The 14,159-nt window shown below is 72.0% G+C and carries 14 protein-coding genes; 12 read left to right on the top strand and 2 right to left on the bottom strand.

Going from position 1 to position 14,159, the window contains the following annotated elements; genetic code table 11:
• Window positions 1-68: 68 nt before the first annotated feature.
• From HDA43_RS06485 to era, 6 genes are all read left to right on the top strand, one after another.
• A complete protein-coding gene (locus tag HDA43_RS06485) occupies window positions 69-1,130 on the top strand; it encodes a PhoH family protein (RefSeq protein WP_179818799.1) in 1,062 nt (353 codons plus the stop codon).
• Between the two features lie 19 nt (window positions 1,131-1,149).
• Window positions 1,150-1,632 (top strand): rRNA maturation RNase YbeY, encoded by a 483-nt coding sequence (ybeY, locus tag HDA43_RS06480; protein ID WP_179818798.1) that lies wholly within the window; start codon window positions 1,150-1,152, stop codon window positions 1,630-1,632.
• Window positions 1,629-2,948, top strand: a complete 1,320-nt coding sequence (locus HDA43_RS06475) for a hemolysin family protein (RefSeq protein WP_179818797.1) — start codon at window positions 1,629-1,631, stop codon at window positions 2,946-2,948. Before ybeY ends, HDA43_RS06475 begins: the two co-directional genes overlap by 4 nt.
• Window positions 2,949-3,138: 190 nt before the next feature.
• Complete coding sequence (locus tag HDA43_RS06470) at window positions 3,139-3,810, top strand: hypothetical protein (protein ID WP_179818796.1); 672 nt, start codon at window positions 3,139-3,141, stop codon at window positions 3,808-3,810.
• Between the two features lie 25 nt (window positions 3,811-3,835).
• Window positions 3,836-4,168 carry a cytidine deaminase-like protein gene (locus HDA43_RS06465; protein WP_179818795.1) on the top strand — a complete coding sequence of 111 codons (333 nt, stop codon included), beginning with the start codon at window positions 3,836-3,838 and terminating at the stop codon, window positions 4,166-4,168.
• 17 nt (window positions 4,169-4,185) lie between these two features.
• Window positions 4,186-5,106: a GTPase Era gene (gene era / locus HDA43_RS06460; protein ID WP_179818794.1), complete on the top strand. Its 921-nt coding sequence runs from the start codon at window positions 4,186-4,188 to the stop codon at window positions 5,104-5,106.
• Between the two features lie 32 nt (window positions 5,107-5,138).
• On the opposite strand, the gene HDA43_RS06455 is transcribed toward era, so the two are convergent.
• Window positions 5,139-7,079: a serine/threonine-protein kinase gene (locus HDA43_RS06455; RefSeq protein ID WP_179818793.1), complete on the bottom strand. Its 1,941-nt coding sequence runs from the start codon at window positions 7,077-7,079 to the stop codon at window positions 5,139-5,141.
• A 150-nt stretch (window positions 7,080-7,229) separates the two neighbouring features.
• Here HDA43_RS06455 and HDA43_RS06450 point away from each other — a divergent pair, with 150 nt between their 5' ends.
• From HDA43_RS06450 to HDA43_RS06430, 5 genes are all read left to right on the top strand, one after another.
• Window positions 7,230-8,378 (top strand): transporter substrate-binding domain-containing protein, encoded by a 1,149-nt coding sequence (locus HDA43_RS06450; RefSeq protein ID WP_179818792.1) that lies wholly within the window; start codon window positions 7,230-7,232, stop codon window positions 8,376-8,378.
• Window positions 8,363-9,400, top strand: coding sequence for a hypothetical protein (locus tag HDA43_RS06445; RefSeq protein WP_179818791.1), 1,038 nt, complete (start codon window positions 8,363-8,365; stop codon window positions 9,398-9,400). The genes HDA43_RS06450 and HDA43_RS06445 overlap by 16 nt, the downstream gene beginning before the upstream one ends.
• A 174-nt stretch (window positions 9,401-9,574) precedes the next feature.
• Complete coding sequence (locus HDA43_RS06440; RefSeq protein ID WP_312873052.1) at window positions 9,575-10,222, top strand: serine hydrolase domain-containing protein; 648 nt, start codon at window positions 9,575-9,577, stop codon at window positions 10,220-10,222.
• A gap of 17 nt (window positions 10,223-10,239) precedes the next feature.
• Window positions 10,240-11,361, top strand: a complete 1,122-nt coding sequence (locus HDA43_RS06435; protein WP_179818790.1) for an RNA-guided endonuclease InsQ/TnpB family protein — start codon at window positions 10,240-10,242, stop codon at window positions 11,359-11,361.
• A gap of 106 nt (window positions 11,362-11,467) precedes the next feature.
• A complete protein-coding gene (locus tag HDA43_RS06430) occupies window positions 11,468-11,728 on the top strand; it encodes a serine hydrolase (RefSeq protein WP_312873051.1) in 261 nt (86 codons plus the stop codon).
• A gap of 166 nt (window positions 11,729-11,894) precedes the next feature.
• Here the strand turns inward: HDA43_RS06430 and HDA43_RS06425 are convergent, their stop codons facing one another.
• Entirely contained in the window at window positions 11,895-12,140 is a 246-nt protein-coding gene (locus HDA43_RS06425) for a DUF2630 family protein (RefSeq protein ID WP_179818789.1), read from the bottom strand.
• 306 nt (window positions 12,141-12,446) lie between these two features.
• Between HDA43_RS06425 and leuA the strand changes: the two genes are divergently transcribed.
• Window positions 12,447-14,159 (top strand): 2-isopropylmalate synthase, encoded by a 1,713-nt coding sequence (leuA, locus tag HDA43_RS06420; RefSeq protein ID WP_179818788.1) that lies wholly within the window; start codon window positions 12,447-12,449, stop codon window positions 14,157-14,159.

Raw genomic sequence — 14,159 nt, 5'->3', positions numbered from 1 at the left:
ATCGCGGATACCATGGCGTAGAAGTCACACTCCGATATCTGGAGGCGAACAGGCCGAAAGGCCCGCCTATGTCCGAGACAAACGATTCCAACAGAACGTCGCCGCGGTCGAAGACCCCCGGGCGCACCCAGGCGAAGGTGGTGATTCCGGACGAGCACTCGATGGTCAGCCTGCTGGGCTCGGGTGACGAGCTGTTGCGGGTCATCGAGGGAGCCTTCCGGGCCGACATCCACGTCCGGGGCAACGAGATCACCATCACCGGCAGCCCGGAGGAGAGCGGCACCGTCGTGCGCCTCTTCGAGGAGCTCACCGAGCTCGTCCGCGGCGGCGCCGAGCTCACGGCGGACGCTGTGGAGCGCAGCATCGCGATGCTGCGGATGACCTCCGAGCGCCCCGCGGAGGTGCTCTCCCTCGACATCATCTCCTCCAGGGGCCGGACCATCCGCCCGAAGACGGTGAACCAGAAGCGGTACGTCGACGCGATCGACAGGCACACCATCGTCTTCGGCATCGGCCCGGCGGGCACCGGCAAGACCTACCTCGCGATGGCCAAGGCCGTGCGGGCCCTGCAGGAGAAGAAGGTCAACCGGATCATCCTCACCCGTCCGGCGGTCGAGGCGGGGGAGCGGCTGGGCTTCCTGCCCGGCACCCTGTACGAGAAGATCGACCCCTACCTGCGCCCGCTGTACGACGCGCTGCACGACATGCTCGACCCCGAGTCGATCCCCCGGCTGATGGCGGCCGGCACGATCGAGGTCGCCCCGCTGGCCTACATGCGCGGCCGTACGCTCAACGACGCCTACATCATCCTGGACGAGGCGCAGAACACCTCGCCAGAGCAGATGAAGATGTTCCTGACCCGCCTGGGCTTCAACTCCAAGATCGTCGTCACCGGTGACGTCACCCAGGTCGACCTGCCGGGCGGCACCCAGAGCGGCCTGCGGGTGGTGCAGGACATCCTCGACGGTATCCCCGACATCCATTTCAGCAGGCTGACCAGCGCCGACGTGGTCCGGCACAGGCTGGTGAGCGACATCGTCGACGCCTACGGCCGCTACGACGAGTCGCAGCGGCAGAGCGCGCCGCAGCCGATCAAGGGCGTGGCCAAGCGTCCCCGAGGAAGATCGTGAAAGTAGTGGAGAACGACCGGTGAGCATCGAGGTCAACAACGAGTCCGGCGTCGAGGTCGACGAGGGCCTCCTCGTCTCGCTGGCCGGCCACGTGCTGGAGCGGATGGACATCAACCCGCTCGCCGAGCTGTCGATCCTCATCGTCGACGAAGAGGCCATGGCGGTTCTGCACGAGCAGTGGATGGGGGAGCCCGGCCCGACAGACGTGCTGTCCTTCCCGATGGACGAGCTGCGGCCCGGTGGCGGCAGCGGCGCCCGGCAGGAGGGCGACGCCCCCGCCGACCCGGCCCTCCTCGGTGACGTGGTGCTGTGCCCGCAGGTCGCCGCCAGGCAGGGGGCCGAGGCGGGACACGGCACCGAGGCCGAGCTGGAGCTGCTGTGCACCCACGGCATCCTCCACCTGCTCGGCTACGACCATGCCGAGCCGGAGGAGCACAAGGAGATGTTCGGCCTCCAGGCCGAACTGCTCGAATCGTGGCGGGAGGTGCGCGCCCAGCGGTGAACGGTGCCAATGGGTGGTTGTTCTCGGCGGTCGTCCTGGTCGTGGTCGCCGGCCTGATAGCCAGCGCGGAGACGGCGCTGACGCGCATCTCGCGGGTCCGGGCCGAGGAGTTCGCCCGCGAGGGGCGCCGGGGCTCCGCGCGGCTGCAGGAGATCGTCGCCGACCCGCCCCGCTACCTCAACCTGCTGCTCCTGATCCGGCTGAGCTGCGAGATGATCGCCACGGTGATCGTCACGCTGCTGTGCATCGACTGGCTCGGCGACCAGGGCTGGGCGTACACCGCCGCCGCGGCGATCATGATCGTCGTCAGCTACGTCATCGTCGGCGTCTCCCCGCGCACGCTGGGCCGCCAGCATGCCGAGCCGGTCGCGCTGGCCAGCGCCTCCCCGGTGTACGGCCTCACCCGGATCTTCGGCCCGCTGCCCAAGCTGCTCATCCTGCTGGGCAACGCCCTGACGCCCGGCAAGGGCTTCCGGGAGGGGCCGTTCACCTCCGAGGCCGAGCTGCGCGACCTGGTCGACCTGGCCGAGGAGCGCAGGGTCATCGAGCCGGACGAGCGGGAGATGATCCATTCGGTCTTCGAGCTCGGCGACACCATCGTCCGCGAGGTCATGGTGCCCCGCACCGACATGGTGTTCATCGAGCGCGGCAAGACCCTGCACCAGGGCCTGTCGCTCGCGCTGCGCAGCGGCTTCTCCCGCATCCCGGTGGTCGGCGAGAACGAGGACGACGTCATCGGTATCGCCTATCTCAGGGACATCGTGCGCCGGGTGCAGGAGGCGGGCGAGGCGGGCCGCGCCGAGCAGGTCGAGACGATCATGCGTCCGGCCGCCTACGTCCCCGAGAGCAAGCCGATCGACCAGCTCCTGCGGGAGATGCAGGCCCGCCGCATCCACCAGGCCATCGTGATCGACGAGTACGGCGGGACCGCCGGCCTGGTGACGATCGAGGACATCCTGGAGGAGATCGTCGGGGAGATCACCGACGAGTACGACCAGGAGGCCCCGCGCGTCGAGCCGCTGCAGGACGGTTCGGTCCGGGTGACCGCCCGGCTCCCCGTGGGGGACCTGGAGGACCTGTTCGACGCCGAGCTGGAGGTCGACGACGTCGAGACCGTCGGAGGACTGCTGGCCCACGCGCTGGGCCGGGTGCCGATCGCCGGCTCCGAGGCCGTCGTGAACGGCCTCAGCCTGACGGCCGAGAGCCTCGCCGGGCGGCGCAACCGGATCGGCACGGTCCTCGTCCGGCGGGTCCCCCCGGAGGAGGAGGCCGACCCGGCCGAGACCGCCCCGGAGCACGACCAGAGCAGGGCCTGAGGGGCCCGGTAATCCGGCCGGGGCCGGGGATTCCGGCCCCGGCCGGGGACGGCCCGCGTCGCCGTACCGGAGGCGTGTGAGGCGGGTTGGCGGGGTCCTGGGTGTTTGCCGATGATTGCCGCTTTTGCCAAGGGGGAAGGAAGCGGATCGGCGGGGGCGGGGGCCCGCGCCCGACATCGGGGGAACGGACATGGGGCGGAGGACTCGGACCCCGGGGATCCGGGCCGCCGCCGCGGTCGCGGTCTGCGGGCTGCTGGCGGTGGCCCCGATCGCGTGCGGCACCGGGCCGGCGCGATACACCCGGGCGGACGCCAGGGCGGAGCAGGCGCGGCTGCGCGGCCTGCTGCCGCTCCAGGAGGACATGCCGGAGGGGTTCTCGGCCCGGCCGCGGGACGGCTGGCGGCCCCCGTTCCGCGCGGAGAACCCCGAGTGCCGGACCGTCCTGAACATGGCCGGGGGCGGCTCGCCGCGCCGTACCACTGAGCCCCGGGTCACCGTGACCTACCAGGGCGACGACGTGGGCGAGCTGGCCGGGGTCGCCCTGGTGTCCTACACCGGCGCCGGCGCCGCCCTCCGCTTCGCCGAGATCTCCGACGCCCTGGACGGCTGCCCGGTGGCGGCCGGCCCCCTCGCCGGCCGCGGCACCTCGCTGCGGGTCTCCCCCCTGGAGGTGGACGTGCCCGGCGACGTGCGGGCCGGGAGGCTGCGCGGCCGGCTGAACGGCTACCCGTACGAGCTGCACGTGGTCTTCGCCCGCGTCGGCAACACCGTCGTCTCGCTGGTACACAGCGGGATGGCCGGGATCGACGAGGAGAGCACCCGGCGGCTCGCCCGGATCGTGGTCGGCCGCCTCTCCGCCTGATCCGGCGGCTGAATACCCTTGTGCCGTGAGCGACGCGAACCTCGACCCCGAGGACAACAAGATCATCGTGCTGGCCCGTTCCGCCCGTGCCCGCAACGGCACCGCCGAGGGGGCCGCGGTGCGCGACGAGACGGGCCGGACCTACGTGGCGACCAACGTGACGCTGCCCTCGCTGACGCTGTCGGCGCTGCAGGTCGCCGTGGCCATGGCCGTCTCCAGCGGCGCGGAGTCCCTGGAGGCCGCGGCGCTGGTCACCGCGGGCGAGGGCCCCTCCCCGGCGGACGAGCGAGCCGTGCGCGACATGGGCGGCGAACGGCTGCTGGTGGCCGGCCCGGACGGGACACCGCGTCAGAGCTGAGCCGACGATCGGGGACAATGGGTGACGTGAGTTCTCCAGCCGCTGATTTCCACGCCGGTTTCGCCTGTTTCGTCGGACGGCCCAACGTCGGCAAATCAACGCTGATGAACGCGTTGGTCGGGACGAAGGTGGCCATCACCTCCTCCAAGCCGCAGACGACCCGCCGCGTCATCCGGGGCATCGTGCACCGCCCGGACGCCCAGCTCATCATCGTCGACACCCCCGGCCTGCACCGTCCCCGGACCCTCCTGGGCGAGCGGCTCGACAGCCTGGTGCTGTCCACGCTCACCGAGGTGGACGTGATCGGCTTCTGCGTGCCGGCCAACGAGCCCATCGGCAAGGGCGACCGGTTCATCGCCGAGAAGCTCGCCGCCGTCAAGAAGACCCCGGTCGTCGCCGTCGTCACCAAGTGCGACCTGGCGACCCGCGAGCAGATCGCCGCGCAGCTGCTGGCCGTGTCGCAGCTCGCCGAGTTCGAGGAGATCGTCCCGGTCTCGGCGGAGAGCGGGGAGCGGCTCGACGTGCTGCGCGACGTGCTGGTCGGCAGGCTCCCGGCCAGCCCGCCGCTGTACGAGGGCGGGCAGCTCACCGACGAGCCCGAGCAGGTGCTGGTGGGCGAGCTGATCCGGGAGGCGGCCCTGGAGGGCGTCCGCGACGAGCTGCCGCACTCCATCGCGGTCGTCGTCGACGAGATGGTGCCCCGCGAGGGCCGCGACGACCTGCTCGACATCTACGCCCACATGTTCGTCGAGCGGCCCTCGCAGAAGGCCATCGTGATCGGGCACAAGGGCAGCCGCCTCAAGGAGGTCGGCAGCCGGGCCCGCGGCCACATCGAGGCGCTGCTCGGCACCCGGGTGTATCTCGACCTGCGCATCAGCGTCGCCAAGGACTGGCAGCGCGACCCCAAGCAGCTGCGCCGGCTGGGCTTCTACGACTGACGGCGCCGGCACGGCGGGCCCGTCCGGAGGACTCAGGGACGGGCCTCGAAGGAGTTGAATGCGACGTCCAGCCCGGAACCGCCGCGCCGGCCCCGGGCGAAGACCCCGATGGAACCGGCGGTCAGCGGCCGGGCCCGGTCCACCCGGGAGATGACCTCCTTGCCGTTGACCCGCAGGCTCAGCGTGGTCCCCGTCGCGCCGCCGCGGCAGACCGCCTGCAGGACGGTGAGCCGGCCGGGACGCAGCCCCGGGACACGCCGCACCGCCGACGGCGTCTCGCCGCTCCGGGTGATCGAGGCGCCGCCGTCGCCGGTGAGCGCGAACTCGTAGCGCTCGTCCGTCGCCTTCCGGCCGCGGCAGAACACCCCGAAGTCTCCCTTGCCGGAGATCAGGCGCCCCTTCACGGTGATGACGGTGTTCCGCAGCGAGGCGGTGACGGGGGCGGTGACCGGGAGGCTCGCACCGGCCCGGACGGTGAGCCGGTAGGCACCGTGGTCCGGCCGGTGCTTCCCGGCGTTCCCCGCCGCCGTGCTGCTCCAGCCGCCGGCGCCGCCGAAGTCGTCCTGGAACGGCAGGGCGCGCTCGGTGGTGGGCCGGGCGGTGCGCCTCACGGGCGCCGGCGAGGGCGGGGGCGACGATGTGGGCGACGCCGTCACGGGGGCGGGCCCGACGCTCGCCGGGGCGGTGGGCAGGGCCCGCGACGCGACGTCGCCGGGCGCCGGGTCCCGGGGCAGGAGCCAGGCGGCCCCGGCGATGACCCCGGCGAGGACCAGACCCGCCGCAGCGGGGATGAGATGCCGCCTGACCTGCCGCGCCGTGTCGGGGACCGCCGCCGCGTCGGTACGGCGGGCCGCGCCCGGATACCCGGAGACGGCCGGTACGGCGGGCGGCGGGGCCTGACCCGGAGTCGCCGCGACCGGCGGCCGGGCGGCTCCGGGACCGGGAACGGGCGGAGCGGCTCCCGGACCTGGAACGGACGGGGAGACCGGCTCCGGAACGGCGGTCGGCGGAACCGGCGCGGCCCCCGCGGCGGGCGGTTCGGCGAGGGCCCCGGCGGGGGCCCCGGCCGCGGCGGGCGACGGGACGACCGGTTCCTGACCGATGACGGGCGGGGCGGTCACCTGGCCGCCGGTCGGCGGGACCGGCGCGGCCCCCGCGGCGGGCGGCCTGGGCGGGGCCGACGCGGCGGCCGGGTCGCTGACGCCGGTCAGGGCGCGGACGATGTCGCGCACGTCCGGGCGGCGGCCGGGATCCTCGGCGAGGGCGCTCGCCACGAGGTCGCGCAGCGGGCCGGTCAGGCCGGTCAGGTCGGGCCCGGGGCGGACGACCCGCGCGGTCTCCTCGGGGTCGCCGGCATCACCGTGCGGCTCGCGCCCGGCATGGCCGTACGGCTCGCGTCCCGTCGCCGCGTACAGGACGGCCGCGCCCCAGGAGAACACGTCCGAAGCCGCGGTGGCCGCTTCGCCGCGCACCCGTTCGGGCGGCGTACCGCCGCCGGGGGCGTCGTGGCGGGGAAGGAAGGAGAGACCGAAACCGCCGACCCTCGGCCCGAGCGGGCTCATCAGGATGTCGGACGGCGTCAGCCGCCCGTGTGCGACGCCCGCGGCGTGGATCGCCTGCAGGGCGACGGCGGTGGACACCGCCAGTGAGCCGAGGCCCGGCCCGGTCAGCGGGCCCTGACCCTCGACCCGCTCGCGCAGGGAGGGGCCTTCGACGTGCTCGGTGACGACGTAGGCGCGGTCACCGTCGAACCCCGCCGAGACCAGCGGGACGACGCAGCGCGGGGCGACCCGGGACGCGGCGCCCGTCTCCTGCTGGAACCGCCACCGGACGCCGGGATCGGCGGTCAGGGCCGGGTCGAGGACCTTGACCACGACCTGCCGGCCGGCGGGGTCGTGGGCGAGGAAGGCCTCACCGGCGGCGTCCTGCCCCAGCCTGCCGGCCACGCGGTACGGCCCAATGATGAGATCCATCATCCCCCGTTCCTGACATTCGGTACTGGATCTTAGGGGGTATTCCGGTCACCGCGGCGGGGAAGCGGTTTGATCTCGTCTTGATGAAGGACCTCCTCGCGGCCGGAGCCACGTCATAGCCTGCCTAACGAGCAGGGGGTCCGTGGGGTTATGACCGAAGAGCATGAGGACGTGACGGCGCCGTCCGGGAAGGCCGGTCTGTTCGCCGGGAAGCGGTGGCGTCCCGGCTCGTCGGCCGGCACGCCCGACCCGCGGGCCGACGAGCCGCCGCACCCCCCGGCCGATCCCGTGCCCGACCCGTTCCCGCAGCCGGAGCCGCAGCCGGTCAAGAGGTTCCGCCGCTTCCGGATCGCCGCCTGGATCGCCCTGGTCCTGGCCGCGATCGTGGTCGGCGCGTCCATCCTGGTGACGAAGGGGCCGCCCACCGAGGCGGAACTGCGGGAGCGGGCCGGGCTGTTCAACAAGGACCGGCTCCGGATCGGCGTGAAGTCCGACACCCCCGGCATCGCGCTCCAGGAGAAGACGGGCAGGCGCGTCTTCACCGGGTTCGACATCCAGATCGCCTACATGATCGCCGCCGACCTGGGCTTCTCGCCGGACAAGGTCGACTTCCTGTCCATCGAGACCGAGGACAGGGCGCGCATGCAGGCCCAGGACGAGCAGGGCCGGTTCGTCAAGGTTGACCTGGTGGTCGCCACCTTCAGCATGACGCCCGAGCGGCGGCAGGACCCGGCGGTCGGCTTCAGCACGCCCTACCTCTACACCGAGCAGTCCGTGGTGACCCGGCCCGACTATCCCGGGAAGATCACCTCGCTGGGGCAGCTGGAGGGCAGGAAGGTCTGCACGCTGGGCACCTCGACCTCCGAGATCGAACTGGAGCGGGCGACCAGGGCCACCGTCACCGCCCGGAACCTCATCAGCGACTGCGTCGAAGGTCTCAAGAAGAAGGAGTTCGACGCGGTGACCACCGACGCGGCGCTCCTGGCCGGGTTCGTCGCCGAGTCCGGCGGCAGGCTGCGCCACCATGACATCGCGCTGGAGAAGACGGAGATGTGGGCGGTCAACGCCGGCCCCAACGCCGCCCTGCGCACGCTGGTCGACCTCTCGCTCTACCGCTCCTACGCCGACCCCCAGGACCAGCGGTGGGAGCAGGCGTACCGGACGTACATCGGCCCGCTGCTGGCGGCCAACCCCGGGGTGAACGTGGCGCAGGCCGAACAGCCCTGCGCGCTGCCCCCGGAGGTACGCCGATGGCCGTGGGAGCGGACGCTTCCCGTCCAGGAGTGCCCGACCCGTTGAGCGGCATCGGGCGGACCAAGCGCACGTCCAGAGAGCAGCCCAGGAACCAGGAGTGGCTGCTCGCGCTGCTCCCGGCCTTCCCGCTGCTCCTGCTCACCATGCGGCTGTGGTACGCCAGCCGCCAGGACACCCAGACCCTGCTGCTGCTGGTGCAGAACGTCAGCCCGCTGGGCCTGCTCACCGCCGTGCTGCTGACGACCGTGTGGATCCTGCCGGCTCTCGTCCTGAGCGGGCGGATGCTCGGCGCCCTGTACTGGATCAGCACGCGGGGCTGGACCGGCGCGGACCGCTCCTCCTGGTTGCTGCGCGCCGCCGAGCGCCTGCCCGGCTGGGTGGTGGTGCTGGCGGTGGTGGTGGGCCTGGTCTCCTGGGAACTGCGGTTCCTGCCGACGCTGGAGATGCTGGCGCTGGCCACCGCCGGGCTGACGGTGCGCGACCGCTTCCCCGGCAGGAGGACGCTGCGGGTGGCCGTCTGCTACGTCCTGCCCGCGGTGGCCGCCGTGCTCGTCTACGCCGCGCTGTGGCCCGCCATCGGCCAGGCGGTCGCCGCGCGGGACGTGACGACCTCGATCCTGCTCCTCCTGCCGCCGGGGATCGCGGGCCTGCTGACCGGTCCGGTGCCGAGGGTGCTCGCCCGGCTGCTCACCCACGGGCTCGCCGTCGTCGTGGCGGTCTTCACGCCGTTCCTGGTGGGCGTGGTGGTGATGAAGGCGCCGATCCTGCCGCTGACGGCGTTCCAGATGACGGCGGACGGGGAACGGGACGCGCCGCGGGTGCTCGTGGGCTACCTGGTCACCAGCGACGACCAGATGGTGACCGTGCTGGGACGCGACGGTCAGGTGAACTTCGTCCGCGGCGACCGGCTGGAGTCGAAGGTGCTCTGCCCCGATCCCGACGAGGCACCCGTGACCTGGGTGAACCTGCACGGCTGGTACGTCGAGAAGAACGTGCTGTCGTGGCTGGCCCCGGCTCCGCTGCAGACGCCGGCCGACCCGCGCTGCCAGGGCCGCTCCGCCGACTGAGCGGGTCTCCGGCCCTGCCCGCCCGCCGTCGTCCGGGGCGGCGCACGGCGGCGTTCCGGCCGTCCTGATGGGCCCGTCGGCGACCGGCGGCCCGCCGTACGACGGTTTCCCACCGCGAAAAGGGAGGTTTTTCGCAATGGTCCCGGGCCGGAACGGGCGGCTAGCGTCCGGCGGGTGTTTCTGAGAACTCTCATCGCGATCTGCATGGCCGTGCTTCCCGCGGCCGGAGCCGCCCTGCCCGGGGCCCTGCCGGGGACCCCGCCCGAAGCCGCCCCGCCCGGCGGCGTCACCCCCGCGGCGATCGCCGCGTTCGTCGCGGACTACCGCGAGGAGACGGGGCTGCCCGGGGTGGCCGTGGTGGTCACCAGGGGAACGGAGGTCGTCCACGCCTCGGGGTACGGCGTGACCGCCGCGGGCGAACCGGTGACGGCGGACACCCCCATGCCCTTCGCCTCGGTCAGCAAGTCCTTCACCGCCCTGGCCGTGATGCGGCTGGTGGAGGCGGGCAGGATCGGGCTCGACGACCCGGTCCGCCGCCACCTGCCCGAGTTCACGATGGCCGACCCCCGGGCGGCGAAGATCACCGTACGGCAGCTGCTCCACCAGACGTCGGGCATGGCGGACTCGGCCTTCCGCGAGCGGAGCCTGCCCCAGCCCACCACGCTGAAGGGCGCGGTGGCCCGGCTCAGGACGGCGAGGCTCGCCGCGGAACCGGGAACCGTCTTCAGTAGGCGCTTGCGAGGAGCCTCGGGCCTTCAGACTCGGGGGGAATCGCATAGGCGCCGCGCATTTGACGAATCGCCACTACGCTTCGGAGTGTAAAGGCTACGCTTCGCAACGTGAAGTTCGTTGTGCAGGTCCGGCTGTTCCCCACGCCCGCCCAGGAGGCGGCGCTGGCGGACACGTTGCTCCTGTGCAACGAGGCCGCCGGCCTCGTCTCCGGCATCGCGTGGGAGACGAAGACGTTCCGCAACTACGACCTGCGCAGGCACACCTACGGTCGGCTGAAGGCCATGGGCTTGTCGGCCCAACCCGCCCAGCATGTCATCAAGAAGGTCGCCGACGCCTATACGACGGTGAAGGCGCAGGCGAGGGCGAAGCTGCGCAAGCCCCTGACCGAACCGATCGCCTTCCGCACCGACGCGGCGCAGCCGTTCGACGACCGCTGCCTGTCCTGGCAAGTTGAAGAGCGCACCGTGAGCATCTGGACCACCGGCGGCCGGATGAAAGGCGTCCGGTTCGGCTGCTCCGACGACCAGGCCCGCGCGCTGGCCGCCTACCGCAGGGGCGAATCCGACCTCATCCACCGCGACGGCCTGTGGCTGCTCATCGCCACCTGCGACGTCCCCGACGTCGACGTCACCGAACCGGACGCTTTCCTCGGCGTGGACCTCGGTATCGCCAACATCGCCACCACCAGCGACGGCGAACGCCACACCGGCGTGCACCTCAACGCCGTCCGCCGCCGCAACCGCCGGCTCCGTCGCCGCCTGCAGGCCAAACGGACCACGTCCGCCAAGCGGCTGCTGAAAAAGCGCCGTCGCAAGGAATCCCGGTTCGCCCGCGACGTCAACCACGTCATCTCCAAGCGCATCGTGACCGAGGCTGCACGCACCGGGCGCGGCATCGCCCTGGAAGACCTCCAGGGCATCCGCGACCGGGTACGGCTCCGCAAGCCCCAGCGGATCACACTGCACTCGTGGGCATTTCACCAGCTGGGCGCGTTCATCGCCTACAAGGCCCGCCGGAGCGGCGTCGTCGTGACGCATGTCGACCCCGCCTACACCTCCCAAGGGTGTTCGGCCTGTGGTCACACCGATCGACGCAACCGGCCGGACCAGGAAACCTTCTCCTGTACGTCGTGCGGCTTCGCTGAGCACGCCGACGTCAACGCGGCCCGCAACATCGCCGCACGCGGCGAAGCGGGCCGGGCTGCCGTCAACCAGCCGAACGCGGCCTGACGCCTGACCTCCACCAGGACGATGAGCTGCAAGCCCGGGCGTTCACGTCCGAGTAGCTGGCCTACCACAACACCAATTACCAAGTCGCCACGCGGCTCGTTGAGGGGTGAGCGGCCGGCCGTTCGCCGAGTACCTCGACGCGCAGATGTTCCCCCCGCTCGGCATGCGCCACAGCCGGACGATCGACAGCGGCCGGGACCTGCCGCCCGGCGCACGCGGCCACCTGTACATCCCCGGGTTCGGCAACGGCTCCGGCGGCGTCCTCACCACCGCGAACGACATGGCCCAGTGGCTGATCGCACAGCGGGACGGGCGCATCTCCCCGCGGACCATCGAGAAGATGCGCACCCCCCTCCGCGCGGAATGACCGGGCACGCCCGCGGCCACGCCGACGGCTCGTCGCAGCGGCGACGTGAGGGTTCGGGGCATGGCCGCAGTCTAACCGCGCGGACCGTGCCGGCCGGCGGGCGCCGGGACGGCCGGGCGGCGGACCCTGCCGGCCCCGGTAGGCCCCTATCTGGGCCTACCGGCTCCTACTGGCGGTAGCCTTCGACCTCGCCGACCGGGCGGGGCGCCGCCGTGTCGGGGTCCTCCCCGGCGTCCCGGCGTGCCCGGCGCTGCCGCAGCAGGTCCCACGCCTGGTCGAGGGCCTCCTCGACCTGCCGGATCCGGTTGTTCTCCTCGTAGGAGGAGATCCCGCCGGAGGCCAGTCGCCGGCGCAGGTCGTGCTCCTCTTCGATGAGGTCGTGGATATGGGCGAGAATGTCGGTGTCCTTCATGGTCTCCCCTGATTCCGCGATAGCGTCACTCTAACCCGGCCGGCAGGGCTCCGCCCCGGACGGCGTGCCGGGCCGGGCGGGAGTCCCCGCGGTCGGCGGCTCCGTATCACACCCCCTGCGACCTGGCGCGTCTCGGTTTCTGAGATCTTCGGGCGTGGATTTGGGACAGTCTGCTAACGTGCTAGACATGCTGCGTGGGCTGCTTCTTAGCTGCCGCGACGAGGGCCTGTAAGAGGCCGGCCCCCTCGTCGCGGAGCGAGCCATGCGCGTCGGCCGCGATCGTTTTCCACGTCGAGGAGCCATTGCATGTACCCGCAGCAGCAGCCCAGCCCCATGCCGTTCCGGCGTTATCAGCCCTTCACCCCGGTCAGGCTCGACGACCGCACCTGGCCCGGCAAGGTCATCGAGACCGCGCCCCGGTGGTGCGCGGTGGACCTGCGTGACGGCAACCAGGCGCTGATCGACCCGATGGACGCCCACCGCAAGCTCAAGATGTTCGAGCTGCTGGTGAAGATCGGTTACAAGGAGATCGAGGTGGGCTTCCCCGCCGCCTCGCAGACCGACTTCGACTTCGTACGGCAGATCATCGAAGAGGACCGCGTCCCCGAGGACGTGGTGATCCAGGTCCTGACCCAGGCCCGGCCCGAGCTGATCGAGCGGACCTTCGAGTCGCTGCGCGGCGCCAGGCAGGCCATCGTCCACCTGTACAACTCCACCTCCACGCTGCAGCGCCGCGTGGTGTTCGGCCAGGACCGCGACGGCATCACCGCGATCGCGGTCGAAGGCGCCAAGCTGTGCAAGAAGCTGGCGGCCGAGCTGGAGGACACCGAGATCTACTTCCAGTACTCGCCCGAGTCCTTCACCGGGACCGAGCTGGAGTACGCCGTGGAGGTCTGCAACGCCGTCAACGACGTCTGGCAGCCCACCCCCGACCGCAAGGTCATCGTGAACCTGCCGGCCACCGTGGAGATGGCCACCCCCAACGTCTACGCCGACCAGATCGAGTGGATGCACCGCAACCTCGCCTACCGCGACTCGATCGTGCTGTCCCTGCACCCGCACAACGACCGGGGCACCGCCGTGGCCGCCGCCGAGCTGGGATACATGGCCGGGGCCGACCGCATCGAGGGCTGCCTGTTCGGCAACGGCGAGCGCACCGGCAACGTGTGCCTGGTCACGCTGGGGATGAACCTGTTCTCCCAGGGCGTCGACCCCGAGATCGACCTGTCCGACATCGACGAGATCCGCCGGGTCACCGAGTACTGCACCCAGCTGCCGGTCCACCCCCGCCACCCCTGGGGCGGCGAGCTGGTCTACACCGCCTTCTCCGGGTCCCACCAGGATGCGATCAAGAAGGGCCTGGAGCACCTGGAGCGCGACGCGGCCGCCGCGGGCGTGCCGGTGGACGAGTTCACGTGGGCGGTGCCGTACCTGCCGATCGATCCCAAGGACATCGGCCGCACCTACGAGGCGGTCATCAGGGTCAACAGCCAGTCCGGCAAGGGCGGCGTCGCCTACATCATGAAGGCCGACCACAGCCTCGACCTGCCGCGCCGCCTGCAGATCGAGTTCTCCCGGGTCGTCCAGGCCCGTACCGACACCCTCGGCGGCGAGGTGAACCCGGCCGAGATGTGGGAGGTCTTCGCCGACGAGTACCTGCCGAACCCGGCGCGCCCCTGGGGCAGGCTGGGCCTGCTGGCGCACCGCGGCGTGTCCACGGTCGACGAGAAGGACGTCATCAGCGTCGACCTGCGGCTGGACGGCGAGATCCGCGAGGTCGAGGGCGTGGGCAACGGCCCCATCTCCGCCTTCTGTGACGCCCTGACGCGGAGCGGCTTCCCGGTGCGCGTCCTGGACTACGCCGAGCACGCCCTGAGCGCCGGTACCGACGCCAAGGCGGCCTCCTACATCGAGTGCGAGGTGGCGGGCCAGGTGCTGTGGGGCGTGGGCATCGACGCCAACACCACCACCGCCTCGCTCAAGGCCGTCATCTCCGCGGTCAACCGCGCCGCCCGCTGA

Origin of the sequence: Streptosporangium sandarakinum, from assembly GCF_013409935.1 — a bacterium.
GTDB classification, from domain to species: domain Bacteria; phylum Actinomycetota; class Actinomycetes; order Streptosporangiales; family Streptosporangiaceae; genus Streptosporangium; species Streptosporangium nondiastaticum.
The sequence above is the reverse complement of the archived record's forward strand: the minus strand, read 5'-3'. Positions and strand labels throughout refer to the sequence as shown.